We start from the raw sequence: 22,656 nt of genomic DNA, 5'->3' as shown, positions 1-22,656 counted from the left end.
CTCTGGGAACATGCTGGAATTACGCTGGAATTACCCTGAAACCACTCTGGAATCACCCCAAAGTCACTCTGAAATCACCCTGGCGCATATCATGGACCGCCGATGGCCGACATGCTCAGGCGCCCGCAGGAAATAGAGGCAACATGGCATCCGAACTCGACGATATTCTGAATCAGGCCGCCCTCTGGCACGACGCGGGACGCGGTGTGGCGTTGGCGACAGTGGTGCGTACCTGGGGCTCCTCGCCGCGACCGATCGGCAGCCACCTCGTGGTCAACAGCGAAGGCGACTTCGCCGGATCCGTATCCGGTGGATGCATCGAGGGTGAAGTCATCACCGAGGCGCTGGCGACCATCGCCGAGGGTCGGTCGCGTCTGCTCGAATTCGGCGTCAGCGACGAACGCGCCTGGGAAGTAGGTCTTTCCTGCGGCGGCCGGGTGCAGATCTATATCGAGAAAATCACATGAAATCTGGTCTTCTTGCCCGCCTGAGGGCAGTACGCGCCGCCAAGCGTCCCGTCGCCCTGGTCACACGCCTGAGCGACGGCGCCCAGGTTCTGATCGATGCCGACGATGCAAGCGGCGATCTAGAACTCGACGCAGCACAACTCGAAACGTTGCGGAAACGCCTGGCCGGCGGGCGGAGCGGGCTACTGGACGCCGAGGGTGATATCTTCGCCCGCATCTATGCTCCTGCCGTCCGACTGATGATCGTCGGTGCAGTGCATATCAGCCAGATGCTGGCGCCGATGGCGATGATGGCCGGCTATGAGGTTACGATCATCGATCCGCGCAGCGCCTTCGCCAGCACCCGGCGTTTCCCCGATATCGTCATGAACGCCGGATGGCCCGACCAGGCGATAGCGCAGCTGGCTCCCGATGCACAGACCGCCGTCGTCACCCTCAGCCACGACCCCAAGCTCGATGATCCGGCGCTGGCTGCTGCATTGGCCAGTCCAGCCTTCTACATCGGTGCGCTGGGCAGCAGGCGTACCCACGAGAAACGTCTCGTACGGCTGCGCGAGCGCGGACTGGAAGACCAACTCGGCCGCATTCATGCGCCGGTCGGTCTGGATCTAGGCGGGCGCTTGCCGGCGGAAATCGCGGTCGCCATCCTGGCCGAGATCATCCGTGTACGCTACAAGGGTGCCGCTCGATGATCCGGTCCCCGCGGGTCGCCGCACTGGTGCTGGCGGCGGGATACTCCTCACGCATGGGCGAATGCAACAAATTACTGTGCCGCATCGATGGCATCACGCTGATACAGCGCGCCGTCGGCGCGGCCTGCAGCTCGCGCGCCTGCCAGGTGATAGTGGTCACCGGCCACGAATCCGAACGCATCGAGGCTGAGCTGCAAGGCTGGCCCGTATCGTTCATCTATAACCCGGATTACAGCAGCGGCATGGCCAGCTCGCTGCGCCGAGGCCTGCATGCCTTGGGCAGTGACGCCGAGGCGGTGATCGTGCTGCTTGCCGATATGCCCGGCATCGATGGCTCGACCATCGACCGCATGATCGATGCGTTCGATCCGGCGCAGCCATTCGTACTGGTACCGGAGTACGAGGGACGGCGCGGGAATCCCATCCTCTGGCCGCGCCGCTATTTCGGTGACATGGCGGCGCTTTCCGGTGATACAGGCGCGCGCGGCCTGCTCGAACGCTACGCGCAGGAGGTACGCAGCGTAGCGTTCGATTCGCCGGTCATCCTTGTCGACGTCGACACTCCCGAGGCACTGCGGCAACTGGCGAAAAAATAACCCTGGGGCTCAACCCCGGAATTCAGGTCATCCCGGGGTTTCAGTCCTTGGATTTCGGTTCTCGGATTTCGGTTCTTGGGCTCAGGCCGAGGCGTAGGTGCGCAGCGCCCAGAGTTCGGCCAGCTGCTCCCATTTCGAAGCGTCCTTCACCGTTTGAAACGCCTTACGCGCCAAATCTCTCTGACCCAGCTTCATATAGGCTATTCCCAGGCTGATCTGTGCCTCGTCCGTATCCAGTAAGCCGCCTTTGGCAAGACCGCTGGTCAAGGCTTGAACCGCGTCCTGATACTTGCCATAACTCAAATAGGCCTGTCCCAGCGCGACCGAGGGCTGTCCCTTGTCCGCCTTTGCGGCCTCCTTGGACAGCTGCGCGAGCGAGGCCTGATCCTCGATCGCCAGCTTCTTGGCGCTGCCCAGCAGGCGGTCATAGCGGCCCTGTTCGGTCTTGTCGGCGCCTTTGAGTGTGCCTAACTCGATACCCTTCTCCACCACCTGCTGGGCTTCGCCCGGCACGCCGGCGTCGATGGCGAGTTGCGCCATCTCGACATAATCCCCCTTGTCCTTGAGCGCGCCTACCTCGTTCATGAGCCGGTAGTAGCCCAAGGTCACGCGATCACCCTCGGCCTTGCGGCGGTAGATGTCCAGCAAATTCGCCCAATACTCGTCCTTCGGATGGTAGCGAACCAGTTTCTTGAGCGCTTCGCCGATACCGTCTCTGTCGTCCAGGTTGAACCTGGAGCTCATCACGATCTGCAGCCAGTTCTCCTGCGGCGTGCGTCCGGCACGTTCCGCACGGGTCACGACACCCGACATGGTCGCCGCGGCATTCTGATAATCCTTCAGCAGATAGTAGGATTGCGCAAGCAGCACGGCCATCTCCTGATCGCCCGGATTCTTGCTGAGCCAGCGCTTGGACCATTGTGCCGCCTTGCCGTAATCCTTCACCTGAAAATACAGCTGCGCCACGGTCTTGGTGCGATCATCCACCTGTTCGGCGGGCAGCATGCCGGAGTTCAGCACCCGCTCGAACACGGGCGCGGCTTCCCCGTACTTTTTCTGCTGGATGAGCACATAGCCGAGGAACTCATCGATCTGATAGGTCTCGAACGGCGTTTTCTTGGGTACCGCCTGGGCCTTCTTGATCTCGGCCAGCGCCGTATCCCATTGCTTCTTGCCCATGGCGTCCTGCGCCTTCTTCAGGGACTCCGCAACCGCTCTGGTGGTGATTTTCCGACTGCCCTGCTCCGCTGCCTGAACGATGGCCGGTGCCAATACAAGCGCCGCCGGAACGATGCCGACGGCCAGCCCCCGGGCAAGTTTGAGCGCAATGGCAATGGTTCTTACTTGAATCATAACGCTTTCCCGATTCACTGCGCCCCAGGCAGGCGCTCTTCCAGAAACTGCCGGCATGGATGATCATTTCCATGCCGACGCACGATTCAGGCGTCACACCGCCTTCGCGGCATAACACGGGACCCGGGAAATCCATCCACAGGGCCAACTTTCAGGACCAACTTTACGAAAGTTTCCTGACGCACAGCTGAACGAAAGAGCTGAATGAAAGGACTGAACGAATGGTTCACTCCATGAACTGTTCGTTGCCGACGAAACCGATGCGCTGCATGCCGTTGCGCTGTGCGATTGCCAGCACCTTGGCAACGGTGTCGTAGTTCGCTCGCCGGTCGGGCCGAATATGCAACTCGCGCTGCGGCACTTCGGCGGCGGCATTGCGGAAATACCCTTCGAGCACGTGCAAGGAGGCAACCGTGCTGCCGTCCCAGATGATGGTGCCGTCCCAGTCGATCTCCACACTAATCGGTTCGACGCGCTCAGTCTCGGGTGGCGGCGCACTGTTCGCGCGCGGCATGTCCAACTTCACCGCATGCGTCATCACCGGCAGCGTGATGATGAACATGATCAACAGCACCAACATGACGTCGATCAACGGTGTCGTGTTGATTTCTATCATGGGCTCGTCTGGGCCGCCCCCGCCTACACTCATACTCATGGGATTGATACCTCGGCTGACTACTGCGCGCGCCCTTCGGGCTCGGTGATGAACCCGACCTTCATGATGCCCTTGCGCTGAGCGTTGACGATCACACGGCCGACATACTCGTAGCGCGTGTGCTGATCGGCTCGCACATGGACTTCGGGCTGCGGCTGCAGACGGGCGATACGGTCAAAATGCTCCAGAAGCTGCTCGTCGTTCACCAAGGTCAGATTCCAGAATATCTGACCTTGGCTGTTCACCGCGATGGTGATGTTTTCCGGCTTTGTCTCGGTGGGGATATTTTCCACCTTGGGCAAATTCACAGGCACCGTCTGGGTGATCACCGGAACGGTGATCATGAACACGATCAGCAGCACCAACATGACGTCCACGAGAGGCGTCGTGTTGATCTCGGACATGGCCCGCTCTTCGACCTCGTCTTCCAGGGCCGTATTCAAAAACGAACTTGAACTCATTGCAATGGTACTCCAGCGAGCCCGTCCGGCTGTTCCATCTACTTGCGTGCTGCTGTGGCCGTGGCAGAACGCGCAGCCGCTCCCGTGGCCGCCCCGGCGCTCTGATCGACGCGAGCACCGCTCACCAGGAAGGAATGCAGGTCGGCCGAGAAGTAGCGTAGTTTGGCGATGATGTCCTTATTGCGATCCATCAGCCAGTTGTAGCCCCAAACCGCCGGCACGGCCACGAACAGACCGATGGCCGTCATGATCAACGCCTCGCCGATTGGGCCGGATATCTTGTCGAGGCTGGCCTGGCCGGCCAGAGCGATCGCGATCAATGCGTGATAGATACCCCACACCGTACCGAACAGGCCGACGAAGGGCGCCGTGGAACCGACTGTCGCCAGCAGCGACATGCCTTTCGTCAGACGCGAATTGACGCTTTCCACCGAGCGATGCAGCGATACGATGACCCACTCATGCAGCGGAATCTGATCGGTCAAGCGGCCTTCGTGGTGCTGGGCGGCCTTGACGCCATCTTCGGCGATCATGCGAAACGCGTTGTCCTTGCCGGTCAGCTTGGAGACGCCGTCACGCAGATTGCCGGCAGACCAGAAAAGCTTGTCCACCTGCTTGTAGGAGTTGCGCAGACGCCGCTGATCCCATGCCTTCGTCAAGATCACATACCAGGAAGACAATGACATGAGAAGCAGAATGATCATGGTTGACTTGGCGACGGTGTCGCCCTGCGCCCAGAGCTGCGCAAGACCAAACGGATTCTCGACGCTTTCGGTGTTCGGAGCCATGGAACGATGTCCTCTACTATAGAAATATATGACTTGAGGTCGGGGTGGATTAGAGTTCGAACGTCTTTAACAGACTCAGTCCGTGAGCTTGAATGTGACGGCGAACTGCCCCCACATCGGTACCGGCTTGCCGTTCTCGGTGCCGGGCCTCAAACGCCAAGAGCGCTTTACTTCTCTTACTGCGGCTTCGTCCAGGCGCGTATAGCCACTTGACTGCTTCACGCGTGCTTCGCCGACACGACCATTTTCGAGCACATAGACATCGAGAATGACCGTACCCGTCTCACCGGCACGGCGCGAGGCCGGCGGATATTCGGGTTGCGACAGCGGACGACGCGGATCGGAACGCGGTGCAGTGCGCGCCACGGGCTTGGGCGGAGCCGGCGGCGGCTGCGCGACCGGACGCTGCGTCGTGGTCTGGGTGATCGCTGTGGCCGGCGGCGCCTCCGCCGGAATGTCGATGGCAATATCGGGCGGGGGTACGAATGGCGGCGGCGTCTCGATTTTCGGTGGCGGCGGCGGCGGCTTGTCGTCCGCCTCCGGCGGAGCTTCGATGATACGGGTCTCGATCGGCCCCAGGACGGCCGTCACGAGGCTCCTGGACAAACCGGAGTTCAACCCCCAGAACAAGCCCACGTGCAAGAGAACGATACTCAGGAAAACCAGGCCGCGTCTTGTAAAGAAGGATCCGTCTGCCGATGGTGCGTATGCCATGCTGTGCTGCTCAAGTATGTAGGCGCAGGATCACCGTCAACCCTGCTGAACCAAGGCGCAACCAGGTATTGGTCGTTTGCTGGTCGTTCGATAGCGTATGCGCGCAGCGCGGCATACAACCCCCGTTTCCCCGGCCGGAAGGGTAACGCCAGGGAAGGGTACGCCGGCAATTCCGGATTGACGTTACAGTTATGCAGACCGTAGAAACGCCGCGCAAGGTATAAAGTTTCTAACCGGAAGGCAAGCGCCGCGAGACAGAATCTCGTCCCTTTGGTGGATGCAGATGATACATCCCCGAGCCGTACTCGCCCCGGCTTACAGCCGTCAAAGACGGCTACCGGCGGTTGCAGCCGCGGTACCTTCCCATCATTCAGCATCGAAAAACCGGGGAAAAAACCCAGGAAAAAATCGTGATAAACATGTGCTGCGGCGGCATAAACATGTGCTGTGGCGGTACCGCGCCGTTCGTTCCCCTCGAGCGCACCCATCCAAAGCCCTGCCGGCCATGCTGCAAAGAGCGGCGCGAGAAGTTCCATGAACGGTACGACCGCGCAGGCATGTAATGGTTGCGCATGAACATCTGCACGACATTACTCTTCTTGATTGCCAGTCTCGAATTAGAGGGCTCATGTTAGAGGGCTCATAGGCGCCTTCATATATATGGAGCCTTCACTTTCCATCGCAGCTTGTTGAATTCAATATAAAACCGATCGGCCCCGACCTTCAGTCAACCAGCCGGAGCCGTATCGCCGCGAACGAGTTGCGCATCGAGCTGTGCCAGTTGCTCCGGTGTGCCGATGTTGTACCAGGCTCCCTGGTAAAGCTCGCCGCTGATGCGGCCGCGGCGCAGCCACTCGAACATCAGGGGCGCAAGTGCGAATCGTCCACCATCACACGCGGCGAAAAAAGCCGGCCGAAACACGCCGATATTGGCATAGGTGTAGCGCGGACCGCCGCCGTCATGCAGCCGGCCGTTCCGCAGACAAAAATCCCCGTGCGCGTGGAACATCGGGTTGGCCACCAGGACCCAATGTCCAAGGTCTTCACTCGCCGGCAATGTCAGGCAACGGGCCAGAGGGTAATCCGTCCAGATATCCCCGCTAAGTACCAGGAAGGGATCGGGACCCAGCATTTCCAGGGCTTTATAGATTCCCCCTCCCGTATCCAGCGCCTCATCGCCTTCATCGCTGTACTGGATGCGCAGGCCGAAACGCACGCCGTCGCCAAGCGCCTCGCGGATCATCGCCCCTTTCCAGGCCAGGTTGATGACTACCTCGTCGACGCCTGCGGCGGCAAGATTCTCCAGGTGATATTCGATGAGCGGGCGCCCCCCGACCGCCAGCATCGGCTTGGGACAGACGTCCGTCAGGGGTCGCATACGCTCTCCGCGGCCCGCGGCCAGGATCATCGCACGCATCCAGCCATCCTCCCAAGCGCCGCAGATACCTTCATGGCAGCTCTCGCATGGGTCCGGCATCGCACATCGCCCGATGCGAGGGAACTCCCGGCTCGGACCGTTCCACGGAAGCGAGCCGGTGCATCGCAGGAAGCAGTTGCGTGTCGATGAATATTTCCAGCGGCAGCAGTTCCCGGTATGCGCGAGCGACTGCGTGCACATAGCCCAGCGTGCGCGGAATATCCTGCAGATAACCGGGTTTGCCGTCGCGATGCCACAGCCGGGCAAAAATACCGATCGCCTTGAGATGCCGCTGCACTCCCATCAGATCGAACCAACGGCGAAACTCTTCGGCCTGTATCCCAGATACGCCCAACCGCAAGGCGTCTGCGCGGAATCGCAACAGCCAGTCATGCACCTGCCGCTCGGGCCAGGCGATGTAACAATCCCGCAGCAGCGATACCAGATCGTAGGTGAATGGCCCGCACACGGCATCCTGAAAGTCCAGGACACCAGGGTTGGCGCCGGTCCGGCCACCGCACACCATCAAGTTGCGCGAGTGATAGTCGCGATGCACGAACACCCGCGGCTGCGCCAACGCCGACGCACATAACACATCGAATACCGGCGCCAGCGCCGCCAGTTGCGGATGCTCCGGTGCGATGCCCAGATGACGGCCGCAGAACCAGTCGGGAAACAGCATCATTTCCCTGCGCAGCATGGCCTCATCGTAGCTCGGCAGCGTTCGCGCGTGCACGTGCGCATGCTGCTGGATGCGCAACAGGGTCTCGATGGCGTCGCCGTACAGCATCTGCGCATCCGCACCCGTCTGCAGCGCCGCCAGATAGGTCAGTGACCCCAGATCGGAATTGAGCAGAAAACCCTGCGCCAAATCGTACTCCAGGATATGCGGGACATTCACGCCCGCCTCACCCAGCATGGATGCGATGCGGACATAGAGCTCCATGTTTTCCTTGTCCGGTGGCGCATCCATGGCGATCCAGGAGCATTCCGGGCGCGTCACGCGAAAATAGCGACGAAAACTGGCATCGGCCGACGCCGGCTCGATCCGGAAATCCCGGGTTCCGAACACCTGCTCCAACCAGCGTTCCAGCTGCTCGAGCCGCAAATCCGGTACAGACCCCGACAGGCATGATGAGGATGACAAGCGTGGACTCCGGGATTTCGATTGAACGCCTGAAAACAGGCGGGCATGAGGGGCGATGCTCATTATAATCGCAGCCGATGATCCTATCTGCTTCCACAACAATAGCGACAACGGCGAACCCCGGGGCACGAGCATCGACTCATATGCCGGTGTCGCAGCGTCCCTCCTGCGCCAGGACAGCCCCGGGACGCGTACCGATCGTCCGGGCGATACTGGCTGCGCTGCTCACGCTGGCCGGCGGCATTGCGGCCGGCGACTGTCCGGACCGCAATGTCCTGCACGATATCCGCCTCTTGCGCGGACAGGCACCCGCCTCCACGGACCGGCATACACCGGAGGCCGGCTCCGAGAAGGAAGCGGAGCGATCCGTCGATTTCGAAGCCGACAGCCTGGAGGCGACGCGCGACGGCGAAATGCTCCTGAAGGGCGATGTGGTCATCCGCCAGGGCGGACGCCGGCTCGAAACCCGCAATGCCGTCTACGACAGTCGTACACAAAGTTTTCGCGTGGATCAGGGCATGGAGTATTCCGATCCGGCGCTGCGAGTGAGCGGTACGGGTGCCCGACTGGATTCCCAGGGCGCCGCGATATTCGATTCCGCGCAGTTCGAACTGCGCGGACAAAGCGCACGTGGCTCGGCGGCGCGTATTCGCGCCAGTACCGGCGGCGAGCTGCAGCTCGACGATGTACGCTACACGACCTGTCCGATCGGCAACGAAGACTGGGTTCTGCGCGCCGCGGATATCGACATCGACCAGAACGCCGGTGTCGGGGTGGGACGCGGCGTACGCCTCGACTTCAAGGGGCTGCCGATCTTCTATACGCCGTTCATTTCCTTTCCGGTCGGAGACGAACGCAAATCCGGCTTTTTGTTTCCCTCCTTCGGTACATCCTCGCGCAACGGTTATTCACTCTCCGTGCCATGGTACTGGAACATCGCGCCGAACTACGACGCCACGTTCACCCCGACCTGGTACTCCAGGCGCGGTGCCCGCCTGGATAGCGAATTCCGCTTCCTGAACGCCTTGGGACAAGGATCTTTGCAAGCCAACATCCTGCCGCACGACCAGCGCACCGGCGTACAACGCAGCCAGCTGATATTCTCCGATCGTTCCGACTTCACCGGACGACTGCGCCTGGACATCAACGCCGCCAATGTCAGCGACAGTCAATGGTTCGAGGATTTCGGGCTGGGACCCGAAGGCACCAGTATCAGTTATCTCGACCGTTCGGCGAAACTGACCTGGATGAGCGATCGCTGGCTGGCAAGCCTGTACGCCCAGAATTTCCAGACCGTCGATAGTGCCGGCATCGATCCGCTGGATCGGCCGCATACGCTGCTGCCGCAACTCACCCTGCACGGTTCCTACCCTGACCAGGCGTTCGGTTTGACCTTGGACCTCGACATGGAACTGGCGAACTTCCGGCACAATGTCGCGGCTGTGGATTCCGGCTGGCGCATCGATATGGCACCGGGGCTGCGCATGCCGCTGCGCGGCGCGGGCGTCTACCTGGAACCCGCCGCCAGCTGGCGCTACACCGCCTATCGCATCGACGACGTCGAGACTCCTCGCGACGACTCGCCGTACCGCTCTACCCCCCTGTTCAGCCTCGATGGCGGCCTGGTCTTCGAACGCCTCTCCGGCTCGCGGCAACAGCGTCTACATACGATCGAGCCGCGGTTCATGTATTTGTACGTGCCCTATCGCAATCAGGATGCGCTGCCGGTCTTCGACACCGATATCGCTGATCTCAACCTGGTGCAGCTGTTTCGCACGAACCGTTATGTCAGCGCTGATCGACTGAGCGATGCGAACCAGCTCAGCGTGGGGTTTACCTCGCGTTTGCTGGATGCGGCGACGGGACAGCAATTCTTGTCGGCGACGATCGGTCAGGCGTACTACTTCAGCCGGCCTCGGGTCATGCTGCCTGGAGAAGTACTCGACAGTCCGGAATCCTCCGACATCGTCGCGCAACTCGATCTCAGAGCCTACCAGAACTGGAGCATCAACATGGGCGTCCAGTGGGACCCGGGCGAGATTCGTGCCGAGAAGGGCGATCTGCGCGTGCAGTATCAGCCAGCACGCGATCGCGTCGCAAATCTCGGCTATCGCTTCCGGCGCAACCACATCGAGCAGGTCGACGGTTCTTTCGGCTGGCCGATCGCCAAGGACTGGAATGCGTATGCCCGCATCGTCTATTCGCTGGAAGACGAAATGATCCTGGATCAGTTCGCCGGCCTGGAATACCGCTCTTGCTGCTGGCGTCTGCGCTTCGTGGCACGACGCTACGTCAGCGACCGCACCGGCAACCGGGACACCAGCATCCTGTTACAGCTTGAACTTAACGGCCTGTCCAATGTCGGAGTGGGCGCAGACGCTTTCCTGGAACGATCGATTCGAGGATACTCGTTCGATGCCGAACAGCCATGATACGGGCAGGGTACCCATGCCAGAACCCATGATCTTTGCCGTGCCGACCTCGACCGGCGCCGCCGGATCCGCCCTGCCCGGGCGCCGCGACTCCGCGCCCCGGCGCCGGTTGCGAGCCGTCCGGCCGGACAGCCTCTTCCTGGCGATCTGCCTTGTCCTGGCGAGCCTGGCCGGCATGGCGCATGCCCAGACACGCGAACTGTCCGCCAACGGCACACTGCTGGATCGCATAGCGGCCGTGGTCAACGACGGCGTGGTGCTGAACAGCGAACTAGACAAGCAAACCGAGGATGTCATCGCACGCCTGCAGCAACAGAATACCGATCTGCCGCCGCGCAATGTACTGCGCCGGCAGATCCTCGAGCGCCTGGTGATGGAGGAGATCCAGGTGCAGCGTGCCGACCGGCTGGGCATCCAGGTCTCCGACGAGATGCTCAACGGTGCGCTCGACGATGTCGCCCGGCGCAATGATATCAACTTTGCCGACCTGCCCCAGGCGCTGGCGCAGCAAGGTATGGATTATCGGGATTTTCGCGACGAAATCCGCCGGCAGATGACCTTGCAGCTGCTGCGCCAACGCGACGTGATCGCGCGCATCAACGTCTCGCCTCGCGAATTGGAGCAGTTCATGGCGCGCCAGCGCAATGCGCCGGACCGCAATGCCGAATACAACGTCTCGCACATTCTGATTTCCGTACCGGCTGCCGCCTCTCCCGAACAGATCGAGGCGCGCCAGAAACGTGCTCAGGAAATTCACGATCGTGCCGCCGGCGGCGAGGATTTCGCACAACTCGCAGTCGCATACTCCGACAGCAGCACAAACATCGAAGGCGGCTCACTGGGCTGGCGGCGCGGCTCGCAGCTGCCGTCCATCGTGTCCGATCAGATTGCATCGATGAAAACGGGCGATATTTCAACACCCGTACGCACACCCAGCGGCTTTCATATCTTCCGGCTCAATGAAATGCGCGGCGGCGTACAACAGTCGGTCGTGGCGCAAGTTCACGCCCGCCACATCCTGCTGCGCACTAATGAACTCGAGGACGACCAGACCGTGCAGCAAAAGCTCGCCGACATCCGCAAGCGCATCGTCGAGGGCGGCGAGGACTTCGCAGCCATCGCCTCGGTAACATCGCAGGATCCGGGCTCTGCCGCCGACGGCGGCGATTTGGACTGGGCCGGACCGGGCACATTCGTACCCGAGTTCGAGCAGCAACTCGATCGGCTCAGCGAGAATCAGATCAGCGAACCGTTCAAGACGGCGTTCGGCTGGCACATCATCCAGCTGCTGGGGCGACGCATGCACGACATCACCGATGATGTGCGCCGCAACCGGGCGTTCGCCGAACTGCGCGAATCCAAGGCGGAGGAAGAGACCGAATTGTGGCTGCGGCGCCTGCGCGACGAGGCGTTCGTGGAATACAGGATGTAATGCCGCTGCCGCGGCTCATCCTCACTTCGGGCGAGCCTGCAGGCATCGGACCGGAGTTGTGCCTGGCGGCCGCGGCACGGCAATGGTCCTGCGACCTGATCGTCGCCTGCGACCAGGCGCTGATCGAGCAACGGGCGCGACAGGTCCACGCCGACATCCGCTTCGCCCCCTACACGCCGGGGGCGGCGCGTCAGGAGCACGTACCCGGCACGATGCGCCTGCTCCACAGTCCACTGGCAAACGCCGCCTACCCAGGCCGGCTCGATGCATCGAACGCACATTACGTGTTACAGCTGCTGGATGCCGCCATCGACGGCTGCAGCCGAAGGGAATTCGATGCGATCGTAACCGCGCCGGTTCAAAAAAGCGTCATCAACGATGCCGGCATCGCATTCTCGGGTCATACGGAATATCTGGCTGAGCGTGCCGGCGGCGCGCATCCGGTCATGATGCTCGCCACGAAGAAGCTACGCGTCGCCCTCGCCACCACGCATCTGCCCTTGAGCACGGTCAGCGGTGCGATTACCGCCGAGCTGCTGGAGCGCGTGCTGATCATTCTGGATCACGATCTGCGCGATCGCTTCGCTCTGCCTGCACCGCGCATCCTGGTGTGCGGACTGAACCCCCATGCCGGTGAATCAGGGCATCTGGGCCGCGAAGAAATCGAAGTCATCGAGCCGGTACTACGGCGCCTGTGCAAGTCCGGCATGCGTCTCATCGGTCCGGCGCCGGCCGATACGGCGTTCACGCCGCACATGCTGGCCCAGGCGGATGCGGTACTGGCCATGTACCATGATCAAGGGTTACCGGTCATCAAGTACGCGGACTTCGGCGCTGCGGTCAACGTAACCCTGGGTCTACCGTTCATCCGTACCTCCGTCGACCACGGTACCGCTTTGGATCTGGCGGGAACAGGCAAGGCCGATCCCGGCAGCCTGTATGCCGCGATCGAAATGGCGATCGAAATGGCTGCCAAAGCGAGGCGGCGCCAGCGAACTGCGCCCGATCGGACACTTCCGGCGCGATGACGCCGGTTCGAACGCCCCGCTGACGTTACTCGATCGATGACCCCCGGCGGACAGCGCATGCATCGTGCTCGAAAACGTTTCGGCCAGCATTTCCTGCATGACAGTGCGGTGGTGTCCCGTATCCTGGAGGCGATCGATCCGCGGACTGACGACTTCATGGTGGAGATCGGCCCGGGACTGGGTGCGATCACCCTGCCCCTGCTGAAACGGCTAGCCGAACTGCATGCCATCGAGATCGACCGTGATGCGATCCGGCATCTGCGCGAACGCACGGCCTGGCATCCAGGCTTCCATCTTCATGAAGCGGATGCCCTCGAATTCGACTTGTCGCAGTTGCGGCCGCCGCAAGGCGGCGGGGCGGATGCAGGCAAGAGCGGCGAGGCCGCGCTGCGGGTCGTCGGCAACCTGCCTTACAATATCTCCACGCCGCTGCTGTTTCGACTCATCGAGCAACGCCAGTGCATCAAAGACATGCATTTCATGCTGCAGAAGGAAGTCGTGGATCGCATGGCGGCGCCCGCGGGCTCGGAGCACTATGGGCGCCTGAGCGTCATGCTCGCGCCCTGGGTAGCGGTCGAGCCGCTGTTCGACATCGGCCCGGGAGCATTTCGTCCGCCGCCGCGCGTACGCTCTACCTTCGTACGCCTGAAGCCGCCGGCGGCACCCCTGGACATTCGGCACCCCCGTCAATTCTCGACGGTCGTCGCGGCCGCATTCTCGCAGCGGCGCAAGACATTGCGCAACGCTTTGCGAGCGCTGCTTTCCTCGGATGAAATCCTGGCTGCGGGAATCGATCCCGCGGTACGCGCCGAAACCCTTTCGGCAGCGGACTTCGCCGCGCTCGCGGCTCAGCTCGCACGAAAATCCGCTGCCCCGCCGTCCGCAGACGGTCATGTGCCGCCGAAGTGATATATTTGCTTGCGGCATCTGAGCCGCCCGGGACGCGATGAACGGCGTCTACCGCTTTTTCGAAGGCTTCGAGCGGAAGCGTGGAGATTTCGAGGACCGCACATGAACTCGGGCTACAAGAAGATTCTGCTGGCCGTCGACCTGTCTCCCGACAGCCGAATCGTCGGCGAGCGCGCCCGGGACATTGCCGCCTGTCATGGCGCCGAAATCACTCTGCTGCATGTTGTGGAATATGTCCCGGTCGAGCCCATGGGCGAAGCTCTGCTGCCCACGGTGCAGATCGAAGACGAACTGGTGGGGAGGGCACGACAGCGGCTGGCGGAACTGGCCGGCGTACTTGCACTACATGACTGCCCGCAATGGGTCGAAACCGGTATCATCAAGACTGAAATCGTGCGCGCGGCACAGCGCATCGGGGCGGATCTGATCGTCCTGGGAAGCCGTGAGCGCCATGGTCTCGCCATCCTGCTCAATTTCACCGAGGACACCATTCTGCACGCCGCCCCTTGCGATCTGCTCGCCGTCCGCCTGCAATGAACCGCGGCGCCTGATATCGATCATGACCATTCCCTTTCGTACCAAAGCCCGCGGCAATCGTACCGGGCAGGAATCCGCCGAACCCATGCCCGCCCACAGGATTCGTATCGACGTCAGCACCTGCTACCTCGACGAACAATCCAAGCCGGACGAGGATCATTACGCTTTCGCCTATACGATCACGATCCGCAACGAAGGCAGGGTGGCAGCCCGCCTGCTGACCCGCCATTGGCTGATCACCGATGCGAACGGCAGGGTGAAAGAAGTGCGCGGAGAGGGAGTCCTCGGCGAGCAGCCCTATCTTATGCCGGGCCATGGATTCCGCTATTCCAGCGGCGCCGTACTTGAGACCCCGGTGGGAGCGATGCAGGGCAGCTACCGGATGCTCGGCGATGATGGCGCTCACTTCGATGCGCCCATCGCAGCCTTCACGCTGGCGATGCCCGGCCTGCTTCACTAGTACGCGGCGTCGGCGCCTCGCATGGCCACCTACGCGATCGGCGACATCCAGGGCTGCTTTCAGGAATTCGAGCAGATACTCGATCGGCTGCGCTTCGATCCCTCGCAAGACCGGCTATGGCTGGTGGGCGACTTGGTCAATCGGGGCCCGCGTTCACTGGAGGTGTTGCGCAAGGTGCGCGCCCTGGGTAAGGCCGCCACCACCGTTTTGGGTAATCACGATCTGCATCTGCTGGCATTGGCCTCATCGCCGACGAGGCCGGTCAAAGCCGAAGACTCGCTGATACCGGTGCTCACCGCACCGGACCGCGCGGAGCTGCTGGATTGGCTGCGCCGACAGCCGCTGCTGCATCATGACGCCGGGCTGGGCTGCACCATGATCCATGCGGGTTTGCCGCCGCAATGGGATCTCGCCACCGCTCGGGCCTGCGCCGATGAAGTCGAGACAGCCTTGCGCGATGCCGATCAAGGACCTGCCCTGCTCGCCGCGATGTACGGCAACCAGCCTGATCGATGGTCGCCTGGTCTGCAGGGCATGAACCGGCTGCGTTTCATCACGAACTGCTTTACCCGGCTGCGCTATTGCCGGACCGATGGCAGTCTGGAGCTGAAATTCAAGGGACCGCCGGATGCAGCTCCGCCGGGTATCATGCCGTGGTTTCGGACTCCTGGCCGTCGCTCACGCGAGCTGCGCATCGTGTGCGGGCATTGGTCCGCACTGGGTTATCACGAGGGTGACGGCGTCCTGAGCATCGACACCGGCTGCGTCTGGGGGCAGCGGCTGTGCGCGGTGCGCTTGGATCGCCCTGCCGTGCCAACGTTCGTTCCCTGTGTGTCCTCGGGTCTATCCATCAGCGATGATTGACCATCAGCAATGATTGAGATCCCCGGCGATCGCCAAGAACACCTCTGCCCCGCAGCCGGCGGCGGCCCGGCGGCACAAGACGTCTCGAACCACAGGCCGTCGCTGTCATTGGCGGCGTTCGGCCCGGCCGTCGGTCACGACTCCGGCCGCTGATCTTCCACGTCCTGCACATCCGGCGACGGCTGTTCCATCAGCGCCTCCATCTGCAAGCGCAGCCTCCTCGGTACCGACAGATTCGACGAACACCGCGTGTCGTCCTGGACGATCCGCACGGCCAGTTTTGAAAATACCTTGCGGCGCAGCTCGCGAACCAATTCGCAATCGCCGGAGTCCAGGCCGAGCGGGCCGCGAGACAGCGTAACGGTCTTCCAGACGGCCGGAAACCGTGCCATCTCCGCGGATTCCTCGGCCTGTTCGCCGCGCACGCGTGCCACCAGTACGCGCTTGCTGTGACCTTTCTCATACTCGGCGAGCGCAGCAGGCGTTGCCTCGACCGGCGAGCGCAGGTGAATGTGTACGCGCGGCATTCGTGCCACTGAGAAAGGACAGGCGATGTCGCGAACGCGCGCCGTTACCTGCGCGCCCAACCCGCGAAAAATATATTCGATCCGGTCTTCCAGCGAGCTACAGGAATAAAACGTCGTGAAGCTCTGGAAATTGAAATCGATTTCCTGTTCCTTCCAGATGGCTTGCACCGCGGCGAACGCCGGCTTCTCGGTCGCCGTACCCTGCGCAGCTGAAAGTACCCCCTCGGCGGTCGCCGTGCCCTGCGCGGCCGAGACTGCCCCCTCGATCACCGCGCCCTGCTCGACCGGCACCACCTGCGCAGCATCATCCTGTGCAAGCGATCCGGTACACACCCCAGCATGACCGGCCAGGAGCATGACGCCTGCGCAGCGCAGCGCAGTACCACATTTCTTGAGTAAGCGCGGCAGCGTATGAATCAATGGCATCCCGGCCTGCTGCGTCGGCGCAGAAACCGGCGGCAAACCTCGGATGCCGAGCCGATGCATGACCTGCTCCATATCCACCGTCTGAAGATCCCATGTGCTGCAGATGAGCTGTCTGCATTCTCAGGCGTAACGCAGGGATTGCAAGTCGCCATGCCGCCCTGCGGGCATTACCGATATCCGGTGTTGGCTGCAGCCGGCGTCTTGCGTCGCGGTACTCTGCACAATGGCGCTACATCAGCGGCGAGGCGGTGGATCTCGCACGCAGAACGCGGATGATTTGGGCTGCTCACCCCCTGCGGACAGCTCATCTCTTGCGGGAAGTCGCCGGCCTGGCAGTTCGAGCCGTTCTCGTCTCCTGCCCGAGCGCAGGCCGCGCACCTCCGCATCGCTCAACCTGCGCCACTGGCCGGGCTTCAGGCCCGCCAGGCTTACGTTGATGATGCGCACCCGTTGCAGGCGCACGACCTTGTAGCCGAAAAAGGAGCACATGCGCCGGATCTGCCGATTCAGGCCTTGAGTCAAAATGATCCGGAATGTCGCAGGTGCAAGTTGGACGATCTTGCAGGGCTTCGTGACCGTACCCAGGATGCGCACACCGCTGGCCATGCCGTCCAGAAAGATCCGGGTCACCGGCCGATCGACGCTGACCAGATACTCCTTCTCATGCACGTTCTCCGCCCGCAGGATCTCGTTGACGATATCACCATCGTTCGTCAGCAGGATCAGTCCTTCCGAATCCTTGTCGAGCCGGCCGATGGGAAAGATCCGCTCGTGATGATCCACGAAATCGATAATGTTACCCTCGACTTCGCGCTGCGTGGTACAGGTGATGCCTACCGGCTTGTTGAGCGCGATATAGATGCGCTTTTTTGCAGCGCCGCCGATCCGCTCCCCGTCGAGATATACCGCGTCGCCGTCCGCCACCTGCGCGCCCAAGGCCGCGATCTGCCCGTTAATCGTCACCCGGCCAGCTTCGATTCGTGCGTCCGCTTCGCGGCGCGAGCAGATACCGAACCCGCTGATATATTTATTCAGACGCATATCGGACAGGCGACACGTGTACGACCTGTCGCTTCGTTCCGCCGCGGGCGGCGGCCAGGCGGAAAGTCGATTCAGGCGGAAGGAATGAAATCCTCATCATCCTGGTGCTCACGTTCGAATTTAAGAAAGTCGTAGTACCCGCAAACCTTGCCGTAGGGATAGCGTCGACAGACGTTCGGGCGCGCCGGATAGACCGTGCAACGGCGCTCCTGGGTATCGAAAAGGCGGCAGACCGACTTGTAGATATGATCTTTCTGATGGCGCAGGATCTGCTCGTCCGCTTCCTTTGTCTGGTAACGATAGGTGAACTTTCGTCTAGCCGCCTCCAGCGGCAGACCGAAGTGGCGCGCCAGGCGTGCGATGTCATGCTCGCTGACCGCGATGCGTGCATGGCTGCAGCAATAGCCGGGACATTTCAGACAGTCGAAACGAGGTTTCACCGTGGGATTCTCTCGAGCGTGATGAAACTGAAGGCATGCGCATGAGCCTCGTCCGCGGCGTGCCGCTCACGCTGAACTTCAAGCCATTCATCCGGGACCAGCGCGGGAAAATACACATCGCCGGCGACGCGCACATGCACCCGTGTCAGGTGGATCATCCCCACGCGCGGCAGCACTTGGCGATAGATCTGCGCGCCGCCGGCGATGACCGCCTGCGGCGCCGAACCCACGGCGGCGATCGCCGCATCCACAGACGGCACGACGATACATCCGTCGAGTTCGAGACCCGGCTGTCCGGACACCACGATATTGGTGCGCCCGGGTAAAGCGCGTCCGATCGATTCGAAGGTCCGGCGTCCCATGATGATCGGCTTTCCCATGCTCAGGGACTTGAAGCGCCTGAGGTCATCCGGCAACCGCCACGGCAACCGGTTACCCTGACCGATGACGTCATTCTCGGCGGCCGCGACGATGATGGACAACAAGGGCTTGGGCGGCATACAGCGTCAGGACGCCTTGGCGTCGAGCGGCTCCGGATCCAGCATCGTGCCGCGGCAACTCCTTGCGCCGCAGCGGCATGCGTACAGGGCGAGTTCCGCTGGCTCGTCGGTGCTTTCCCAGGTCAGTTGATAGTCATAGCCCAATTCCTCGCCGGGGCGGATGTCGCGGATGGCATCGATGAATACTCGGGAATTCTCGATCACCGTTTCGCAGTTGGGGTCGCAGCTGTGATTGATGAAACGCGCGTCATTGCCCTGCCTGCCGGCATCGATGACGGTACGCGTGCTGGCGATGAACAGGAACGTGTGGCCATCGTCCTCGGGCTTGTTCTCATAACGGCGATCCGCTTCCGCATGCGAAATCCGCTCGCCCAGATATTCCAACAGGCGCGTACCCTTGCGAATGGGCGCAACGGCATATACGCCGCGTCCGTGGATCGGTGAATTACGCGCCTCGAGGAGCGGAGAAAACGCATGCTGCGGCCCGCGTGTCCGGGATCTCGAAGCGGATTGCGCTGCCGGCTTCGACCCGGAGCGCGATCCGGATTTCGTCACTCGTCCGGATGCCGACTTCAAGACAGCCGATCCGGTTTTCGCGCTCGCGGAGCCGCGGGTGCTCTTCTGTTTTCCCGCCTTGCTGCGCGTTGCAGACACCTTCTGCCGGCCTGAGCGCGCCGTCGCGGATGAACCCGCGTTACGAGCCGGCGTGCCGGATGTGGATGGCTTCTTCCGGGAGGCTGTACGAGATGCAGAGGAACCCGAGGACTTGCGGCGTACTTTGCTGGGCATAAAGATTTACCGATGCGATGTCAGGGAAGGATGACCCGGAAAAAAGGGTGAGCGGCAGGGATGCTCTAAACGGCAATGGGCGCCTTGATGGCCGGATGCGCCTGGTAATCGAGAAACTCGAAGTCCTCGTATTCGTACTCGAAAATCGAGGGCGGCTTGCGGCGGATGGCCAGCCGGGGCGGCGCATGAGGCGTGCGTCCCAGTTGCTCGTCGGCCTGTTCGAGATGATTGAGATAAAGGTGGCAATCGCCGCCCGTCCAGATGAATTCACCCGGGGCAAGGTCGCACTGCTGCGCGAACAGATGAGTCAACAAGGCATACGAGGCGACATTGAAGGGCACGCCCAGAAACAGATCGGCGCTGCGCTGATAGAGCTGGCAGGATAATTTTCCTTCGGCCACCCAGAACTGGAACAGGGCATGGCAGGGCGTCAATGTCATCGATTCCAATTCGCCGACATTCCAGGCGCTGACGATGATACGGCGCGAATCCGGATTACGGCGGATCAGATCGATCGACCGGCTGATCTGATCGATCGTCCGCCCGTTCGGCGCCGCCCATGAACGCCATTGCCGGCCGTAGATCGGCCCCAGTTCGCCCTGCTCGTCCGCCCACTCATCCCAGATCGACACGCCGTGATCGCGTAAATAAGCGATATTGGTATCGCCGCGCAGAAACCACAACAACTCGTACAGGATCGATTTGACATGCAGCTTCTTGGTCGTGATCAACGGGAAGCCGGCGGCAAGATCGAAACGCATCTGATACCCGAATACCGACAAGGTACCGGTACCGGTGCGATCGGCCTTGCGCACCCCTCGAGCACGAACATGACGCAATAATTCAAGATATTGCTGCATGACTACCTTCGCTCACACCGCAAGCAGGTTGCCGCTGCGTTCGTTGCGCCGATAGGCAACGGTCATCATGGCAGCACCCGCCAGAATCATCGGCAGAGACAGAATTTGCCCCATGGTGAGCCAGTCGAACAGCAAATAGCCACGATTTTCGTCCGGAACGCGCACGAACTCGATGGCGAACCGGAACACGCCGTAGCAAAGCAGAAACAGCCCGGACGGCGCAAGCCGGGGCCTGGGTCTGGAGGTATACACCCACAAGATCAGGAATAACACCAGCCCTTCCAGCAAGCCTTCGTAGAGCTGCGATGCATGCACCCGCAGGATGCAGGGATCGATGCCGAAGCGGCTGCACAACCGCAAGGCTTCGTCGGCCGGGACCGGGTGCAGCCTCTGCGGATCGACGATGAAGCCCCAGGGCATCTGGGTGGGCTTGCCCCACAGTTCACCATTGATGAAATTGCCGATACGCCCCGCCAGGATACCCAGCCCCGGCAGCGGCGCCAGGAAGTCGGCCACATCAGCCATCCGCCGGCCACGGCGGCGGGCAAAGATCACGACGGCCAGGAGCACTCCGATCAACCCCCCGTGAAACGACATGCCCCCTTTCCATATCTGCACGATGGTGACGGGATCGGCCAGAACCTGCTCGCCGCCATAGAACAGCAGCCAGCCGATACGCCCGCCCAGAATGACGCCGATCGCAGCGAAAAAGATCAAATCATCGACATCGATCGGCCTCCAGGTCGACTGGGAAGCTGCCGCTCTGCGCCGCCCCAGCCACCACGCAAGCACGAATCCGATGACATACATCAATCCATACCAGCGAACCGCCAGCGGGCCGATGGAGAAGATGATCGGATCGATCGACGGATAGGGAATCATGGTCAATCCTGCACGCTGCGGCAAAAATACGCTTTCAGATAGCGACTTTCCGCGATCGCCGGATGAAGTGGATGATCCGGCGCCTGGCCCCGGACCTCGATGATCTGGGTAAACCGGTTCAAATGGCGCGAAGCGCGCTGTACGGCGCCCATCAGATGGTCGGGCTCCAAATGCCAGGAACAGGAACAGGACACCAGGATGCCATCGCGTTCCAGCAATTGCAGCGCCAATTGATTCAGCCGCTTGTAGGCCGCCGTCCCCTTCGGGATATCCTTGCGGCGCTTGATGAAGGCGGGCGGATCGATCACCACCACATCGAAACGGCGCCGTTCGGCATGCAGATTCTCGAGAACCTGGAATGCATCGCCGCGGATCACTGTCGGCTTGATGGCGTTCGCGATTGCGGTCTCCTGCAGCGCCTCCAGCGCCGCCGCCGAGGAATCCACGCAGGTCACCTCCGTGGCGCCGGCGCGCGCCGCCCCCAGTCCCCAGGCACCCAGATAACTGAACACATCCAGGACACGCGCGCCGCCGACATACTTACGCAGAGCCAGGCGATTCATCGCCTGGTCGAAAAACCAGCCGGTCTTCTGCCCGCCCTGCAGCGACACATGGAAATCGACCCCGCCTTCGGGAACCTCGATATGCTGCGGCACCTCGCCGAAGGCGGTTTCCACGTAGGCAGGCAGTCCTTCCAGCTCGCGTACGCCCATATCATTCTTCCATAGCATGGCCGCCGGATCGATCACCTGGCGCACGGCGGCCTCGATCTGCGGACGCAGCGCCTCCATGCCCGCGGTGGCGGCCTGGCCGACCACGATATCCCCGAATCGATCCAGCACCAGCCCCGGCAGCGCATCGGATTCGCCGAAGACCAGCCGGTAGAATGGCCGCTCGTACAGCGAGCGACGCAGCGACTGCGCCACCTGCAGGCGGTGAACCAGCAAGGATTTGCCCGGCAGGTGGGCCGGATTGCGGCTGAGAATACGCGCGCAGATCAGCGTGTGCGGATTGACATAGGCGTAGCCCAGGAACTTGTCCCGGTCGGACAGGATCCGGCAGATCGTTCCGGGCTCGATGTCCTGCAGCGGCGTGCGCGCCGTGTCGACTTCATTCGAAAATACCCACAAGTGGCCTGCCGAAAGGCGGCGATCCTCGCCGCGCTTCAGGCGCAATTCAGGTAAAAGTGCAGTGTCGGCTCGAGTATTCATGTTTATAGTCGTACATTCTATCCGAGCA

General features: G+C 61.8%; 24 protein-coding genes and 1 pseudogene. 10 read left to right on the top strand and 15 right to left on the bottom strand.

The window, feature by feature from the left end; genetic code table 11:
* Positions 1–143: 143 nt before the first annotated feature.
* The 3 genes from ACG33_RS06325 to ACG33_RS06315 are packed head-to-tail and all read left to right on the top strand — an operon-like array spanning position 144 to position 1,755.
* Positions 144–467 carry an XdhC family protein gene (locus tag ACG33_RS06325; RefSeq protein ID WP_066919659.1) on the top strand — a complete coding sequence of 108 codons (324 nt, stop codon included), beginning with the start codon at positions 144–146 and terminating at the stop codon, positions 465–467.
* Complete coding sequence (locus ACG33_RS06320) at positions 464–1,159, top strand: XdhC family protein (protein ID WP_066919657.1); 696 nt, start codon at positions 464–466, stop codon at positions 1,157–1,159. The genes ACG33_RS06325 and ACG33_RS06320 overlap by 4 nt, the downstream gene beginning before the upstream one ends.
* Positions 1,156–1,755: a nucleotidyltransferase family protein gene (locus ACG33_RS06315; protein WP_066919655.1), complete on the top strand. Its 600-nt coding sequence runs from the start codon at positions 1,156–1,158 to the stop codon at positions 1,753–1,755. Before ACG33_RS06320 ends, ACG33_RS06315 begins: the two co-directional genes overlap by 4 nt.
* 81 nt (positions 1,756–1,836) lie before the next feature.
* Here the strand turns inward: ACG33_RS06315 and ACG33_RS06310 are convergent, their stop codons facing one another.
* The 7 genes from ACG33_RS06310 to ACG33_RS06280 form a co-directional block, all read right to left on the bottom strand.
* A complete protein-coding gene (locus ACG33_RS06310; protein ID WP_066919653.1) occupies positions 1,837–3,108 on the bottom strand; it encodes a tetratricopeptide repeat protein in 1,272 nt (423 codons plus the stop codon).
* 226 nt (positions 3,109–3,334) lie between these two features.
* Positions 3,335–3,763, bottom strand: a complete 429-nt coding sequence (locus ACG33_RS06305; RefSeq protein ID WP_066919651.1) for an ExbD/TolR family protein — start codon at positions 3,761–3,763, stop codon at positions 3,335–3,337.
* A gap of 20 nt (positions 3,764–3,783) precedes the next feature.
* Entirely contained in the window at positions 3,784–4,224 is a 441-nt protein-coding gene (locus tag ACG33_RS06300) for an ExbD/TolR family protein (RefSeq protein ID WP_066919649.1), read from the bottom strand.
* Between the two features lie 38 nt (positions 4,225–4,262).
* Entirely contained in the window at positions 4,263–5,012 is a 750-nt protein-coding gene (locus tag ACG33_RS06295) for a MotA/TolQ/ExbB proton channel family protein (protein ID WP_066919647.1), read from the bottom strand.
* A 75-nt stretch (positions 5,013–5,087) separates the two neighbouring features.
* Complete coding sequence (locus ACG33_RS06290; protein WP_066919644.1) at positions 5,088–5,726, bottom strand: energy transducer TonB; 639 nt, start codon at positions 5,724–5,726, stop codon at positions 5,088–5,090.
* Positions 5,727–6,453: 727 nt separating this feature from the next.
* Positions 6,454–7,143 (bottom strand): N-acetylmuramate alpha-1-phosphate uridylyltransferase MurU, encoded by a 690-nt coding sequence (murU, locus tag ACG33_RS06285; RefSeq protein ID WP_066919642.1) that lies wholly within the window; start codon positions 7,141–7,143, stop codon positions 6,454–6,456.
* A gap of 31 nt (positions 7,144–7,174) precedes the next feature.
* Positions 7,175–8,290, bottom strand: coding sequence for an aminoglycoside phosphotransferase family protein (locus ACG33_RS06280; RefSeq protein WP_210399200.1), 1,116 nt, complete (start codon positions 8,288–8,290; stop codon positions 7,175–7,177).
* A 149-nt stretch (positions 8,291–8,439) separates the two neighbouring features.
* On the opposite strand from ACG33_RS06280, the gene ACG33_RS06275 reads away from it, so the two are divergent.
* The 7 genes from ACG33_RS06275 (at position 8,440) to ACG33_RS06245 (ending at position 15,952) form a co-directional block, all read left to right on the top strand.
* Complete coding sequence (locus tag ACG33_RS06275; RefSeq protein WP_210399199.1) at positions 8,440–10,722, top strand: LPS-assembly protein LptD; 2,283 nt, start codon at positions 8,440–8,442, stop codon at positions 10,720–10,722.
* A gap of 16 nt (positions 10,723–10,738) precedes the next feature.
* Positions 10,739–12,154: a peptidylprolyl isomerase gene (locus tag ACG33_RS06270; protein WP_210399198.1), complete on the top strand. Its 1,416-nt coding sequence runs from the start codon at positions 10,739–10,741 to the stop codon at positions 12,152–12,154.
* Positions 12,154–13,182: a 4-hydroxythreonine-4-phosphate dehydrogenase PdxA gene (gene pdxA, locus ACG33_RS06265; RefSeq protein ID WP_066919637.1), complete on the top strand. Its 1,029-nt coding sequence runs from the start codon at positions 12,154–12,156 to the stop codon at positions 13,180–13,182. Before ACG33_RS06270 ends, pdxA begins: the two co-directional genes overlap by 1 nt.
* Positions 13,183–13,239: 57 nt before the next feature.
* Positions 13,240–14,091, top strand: coding sequence for a 16S rRNA (adenine(1518)-N(6)/adenine(1519)-N(6))-dimethyltransferase RsmA (gene rsmA / locus ACG33_RS06260; protein WP_066922896.1), 852 nt, complete (start codon positions 13,240–13,242; stop codon positions 14,089–14,091).
* Positions 14,092–14,193: 102 nt separating this feature from the next.
* Complete coding sequence (locus tag ACG33_RS06255) at positions 14,194–14,628, top strand: universal stress protein (protein WP_066919635.1); 435 nt, start codon at positions 14,194–14,196, stop codon at positions 14,626–14,628.
* A gap of 85 nt (positions 14,629–14,713) precedes the next feature.
* Positions 14,714–15,088, top strand: coding sequence for a Co2+/Mg2+ efflux protein ApaG (apaG, locus tag ACG33_RS06250; protein WP_083537185.1), 375 nt, complete (start codon positions 14,714–14,716; stop codon positions 15,086–15,088).
* Between the two features lie 21 nt (positions 15,089–15,109).
* The gene (locus ACG33_RS06245; protein ID WP_066919630.1) at positions 15,110–15,952 is read left to right on the top strand and encodes a symmetrical bis(5'-nucleosyl)-tetraphosphatase; all 843 of its coding nucleotides are present in this window, start codon (positions 15,110–15,112) and stop codon (positions 15,950–15,952) included.
* A gap of 134 nt (positions 15,953–16,086) precedes the next feature.
* Here ACG33_RS06245 and ACG33_RS06240 read toward each other — a convergent pair whose 3' ends face one another.
* The 8 genes and pseudogenes from ACG33_RS06240 to ACG33_RS06205 all read right to left on the bottom strand — a co-directional run bounded on the left by ACG33_RS06240 (position 16,087) and on the right by ACG33_RS06205 (position 22,628).
* Positions 16,087–16,983, bottom strand: a complete 897-nt coding sequence (locus tag ACG33_RS06240) for a hypothetical protein (protein ID WP_210399196.1) — start codon at positions 16,981–16,983, stop codon at positions 16,087–16,089.
* A gap of 288 nt (positions 16,984–17,271) precedes the next feature.
* Positions 17,272–17,946: pseudogene (gene rluF / locus ACG33_RS06235) on the bottom strand (23S rRNA pseudouridine(2604) synthase RluF); the annotation flags it as partial.
* A 71-nt stretch (positions 17,947–18,017) separates the two neighbouring features.
* Complete coding sequence (locus ACG33_RS06230) at positions 18,018–18,386, bottom strand: YkgJ family cysteine cluster protein (protein WP_066919626.1); 369 nt, start codon at positions 18,384–18,386, stop codon at positions 18,018–18,020.
* A complete protein-coding gene (locus ACG33_RS06225; protein ID WP_066919624.1) occupies positions 18,383–18,886 on the bottom strand; it encodes a dihydrofolate reductase in 504 nt (167 codons plus the stop codon). Before ACG33_RS06225 ends, ACG33_RS06230 begins: the two co-directional genes overlap by 4 nt.
* Before the next feature lie 6 nt (positions 18,887–18,892).
* Entirely contained in the window at positions 18,893–19,462 is a 570-nt protein-coding gene (locus tag ACG33_RS15675) for an SET domain-containing protein (RefSeq protein WP_210399195.1), read from the bottom strand.
* Positions 19,463–19,740: 278 nt separating this feature from the next.
* Positions 19,741–20,535, bottom strand: coding sequence for a thymidylate synthase (locus ACG33_RS06215; protein WP_066919622.1), 795 nt, complete (start codon positions 20,533–20,535; stop codon positions 19,741–19,743).
* 12 nt (positions 20,536–20,547) lie between these two features.
* Positions 20,548–21,417 (bottom strand): prolipoprotein diacylglyceryl transferase, encoded by an 870-nt coding sequence (lgt, locus tag ACG33_RS06210; protein WP_066919620.1) that lies wholly within the window; start codon positions 21,415–21,417, stop codon positions 20,548–20,550.
* 2 nt (positions 21,418–21,419) lie between these two features.
* Positions 21,420–22,628, bottom strand: coding sequence for a class I SAM-dependent rRNA methyltransferase (locus ACG33_RS06205; RefSeq protein WP_066919618.1), 1,209 nt, complete (start codon positions 22,626–22,628; stop codon positions 21,420–21,422).
* Positions 22,629–22,656: the final 28 nt, after the last annotated feature.

This window comes from Steroidobacter denitrificans (genome assembly GCF_001579945.1).
In the GTDB taxonomy this organism is placed as follows: domain Bacteria; phylum Pseudomonadota; class Gammaproteobacteria; order Steroidobacterales; family Steroidobacteraceae; genus Steroidobacter; species Steroidobacter denitrificans.
The sequence above is the reverse complement of the archived record's forward strand: the minus strand, read 5'-3'. Positions and strand labels throughout refer to the sequence as shown.